General features: G+C 74.2%; 3 protein-coding genes. 1 reads left to right on the top strand and 2 read right to left on the bottom strand.

The genetic code is table 11. The annotated features are described in order from the left end of the window. Both H5J30_RS26400 and H5J30_RS26395 read right to left on the bottom strand, forming a co-directional pair. A partial coding sequence (locus H5J30_RS26400) for a phosphoribosyltransferase domain-containing protein (protein ID WP_220189396.1) occupies positions 1 to 731 on the bottom strand: 731 nt, incomplete at its 3' end. Next, positions 731 to 1,915: an HpcH/HpaI aldolase/citrate lyase family protein gene (locus tag H5J30_RS26395; protein ID WP_181789837.1), complete on the bottom strand. Its 1,185-nt coding sequence runs from the start codon at positions 1,913 to 1,915 to the stop codon at positions 731 to 733. The genes H5J30_RS26395 and H5J30_RS26400, both read right to left, overlap by 1 nt. Positions 1,916 to 2,077: 162 nt before the next feature. On the opposite strand from H5J30_RS26395, the gene H5J30_RS26390 reads away from it, so the two are divergent. After that, a partial coding sequence (locus H5J30_RS26390; protein ID WP_181789836.1) for a TerD family protein occupies positions 2,078 to 2,639 on the top strand: 562 nt, incomplete at its 3' end.

The following is a 2,639-nucleotide window of genomic DNA, read 5'->3' as shown; positions in this document are numbered from 1 at the left end:
GCCAGGTGCTCGTGCCGGGCCACCAGTTCCGTGCCCCGGCGCAGGACGTCCGGCGGGAGGCGGACCGTTCCCGCGGCCAGCGATACGACGTCCACGCGCGTGCCCAGGTCCGCCGCGGACTTCTCCAGCGCCCTGCGGTCCTCCTCGGAGCGCATGTCCGTCAGCGCCGCCACCACGTACCGCGCCCGGGGGCGGGCCCCGTGCAGGGCGGTGATCGTGTTGCGCAGGGTGCGGCCCGTCGACAGTTCGTCGTCGACCAGCACCAGCGGGCCGTCGCCCGTCAGCAGCCCGGGGTCGGCCGGCAGCAGCAGGTGCTCCGTGGCGTGGCTGTGCTCCTCCTGGAAGCCGGCGGCCCGGGGCACTCCCGGGACCGGGCGGCGGGTGGAGTGCAGGTACGCGGCGGCCCCCAGGCCGTCCGCGACGCTGTGGCCCAGGCCCGTCGCCGTCTCGGCGTAGCCGAGGACCACCGCCCTGGCCGCGGCGTCGGCACCCAGCAGGTCCCGGGCCAGGGCGCCGAGGCGCAGGCCCGCGCCGTGGATGCGCGAGGGGCGCTGCGGGACGTGCTTGCCCAGCACCGTGGAGACCAGCAGGTGGGCCCGGCGGGGGTTGCGGCGCAGCGCCAGGCCCACCAGGTCCCGCAGCTCCGGCGGGCCCGACAGCTCGACGCCGAGCCTGCTCTCCACCCACTCCCCGGACCACACGCCGCCGGAGGCGGCCGTACCGGCGCCCATCAGCTGTCCCCCTGCCCCGCCGCCGCCAGCAGTTCCACGAACGTCGTGTCCTCCCGTGCCACCCCGAACGCCCGCGCCCGCCGCAGGGTCCGCTCCGCCCATGCCCGGTGGGGTTTCGCCTCGTTCATCTTGTTCGTGTACGCCGACCGCATCACCCCGCCCCCCGCGCCAGATTTGCGCAGGATGTCCGTCGCGTCCACGTACTCCTCGTGGCTCACCACCGACAGCGCGTGCACCGGCGCCACATGGCTGGGGTGGATGCACGTCTTGCCCTGGAGCCCGTTCGCGCGGTCCAGGGATATCTCCCGCAGCAGCCCGTCCATGTCGTGCTCGATGAGCGCCGCCCGCAGCTCCTCGGCCCGCCCCGCGGCGAACGGGCTGCTCCGCAGCTGCGGCTTGAACAATCGTTCCTGCTGACGGAAGTACTCCCACACGGGCCCCGTGACGGTGAAGCCGCTGCCGTCCGCCCGCCCGAAGACGTTGACCACGTCCCCGATCGCGGAGGCCACCAGCTGCACGTCGTACGCCGTCATGTCCGGCGAGCGCCGCAGCCCGTACGCGGCGCAGAAGTCCGTGACCCCGAGCCGTACCGCCAGCACCCGCTCCCGGTACTGCTCCAGCACCCGCGCGATGCCCCGCAGCGCCGCCGCCCGCGACTCCAGGTGCAGCACCTCCGGCGACTCCAGCACCGGCATCGCGTACAGCCGCCGGCCCTCCGGCCCTGTCGACTGCTCCGCCTTGATCACCGCCTCCAGGAAGGCGGCCCCCTGCACCGCCGTGAACTTCGGCAGCACGAACCCCGACAGCAGCCGCGCCGCCGGGCCCAGGCGCGCCACGAGATCGGGGATCTGGCCCGCCTCGCGGGTACGGACGAAAAGCAGCGGCAGCACACCGCCGGTGTCCTGCCGCTCCAGCTCCCTCAGCTGCCGTACGACGTTGGCCTCCGCCTCCGGCACCTCGCCGTCCGCTATGGAGTCCTCCAGACACAGCACCATCGACACCACCCCGCGCGCCGCCTGCACCCGGATGTCGCGCGCCAGCTGCGGGCGGGTGGCGGGGCTGTAGAGCGTCGCGCCCAGGGCCATGGCCAGCTCCTCGGGCGGGGCGCCGGCGGTGAACTCGGCCGGCTCGCGGTGGAACAGCGCGGCACGCACGTCCGGGGAGACGTGCCCGAAGTGGCGCATGCGGTACTCCCGGGGGTCGTCGCGGCCGGGTCGGGGCCGTGGTGGGTAAAAGAACGTCGAAGTAAGGCGATGATTCGGTAAAAGGGACGTCCGGGAGACCTCCACCGTTCCCCGATCGCCCCGCATTGTGGCCGCCGCCGGCGACAGGGCAGGATAGCCCGCATGACGCACGCCATGGCGCAGGGATCCGACATGTCCGTATCTGTCGCTGCGGTACGGGCCGTGCTGCGCTGGACCCCGGGCGCCGGGGTCCCGGACGTCGACGCCTGCGTCATCCTCCTCGACGACAACGGCCGGGTCCGCTCGGACGCCGACTTCGTCTTCTACAACCAGCCCCGCCACCCCTCCGGGCTCGCCCGCAAGCTGCCGAAGAAGCGGCAGGGCGAGGGGCTGACCGACTCCGTCGAGGCGCAGCTCACCCGGCAGGACCCGTCGGTCGACCGGATGGTGCTGGTCGCATCCGCCGACGGCGGCACCCTGACGCGGGTGCGGAGCCTGCGCGTCGAGCTGCACGACGCGGGCAGCGGCGACGCGGCGGGCGGGGAGCCGTTCGCGTACGTGGACATCCAGCCGGACGGCGGCGCCTCGTCGGCGCTGATCTGCGGCGAGCTGCGCCGGGCGGGCGGCGGCTGGCAGTTCCGGGCGGTGACGAAGGGGTACGGCACGGGCCTGGTCGGCGTCGCCGGCGAGTTCGGCATCTCCGTGGACGAGACCGACACCGGGC

Origin of the sequence: Streptomyces phytophilus (assembly GCF_013870535.1) — a bacterium.
GTDB classification, from domain to species: domain Bacteria; phylum Actinomycetota; class Actinomycetes; order Streptomycetales; family Streptomycetaceae; genus Streptomyces; species Streptomyces phytophilus.
This window is presented reverse-complemented; position numbering and strand designations above follow the sequence as displayed.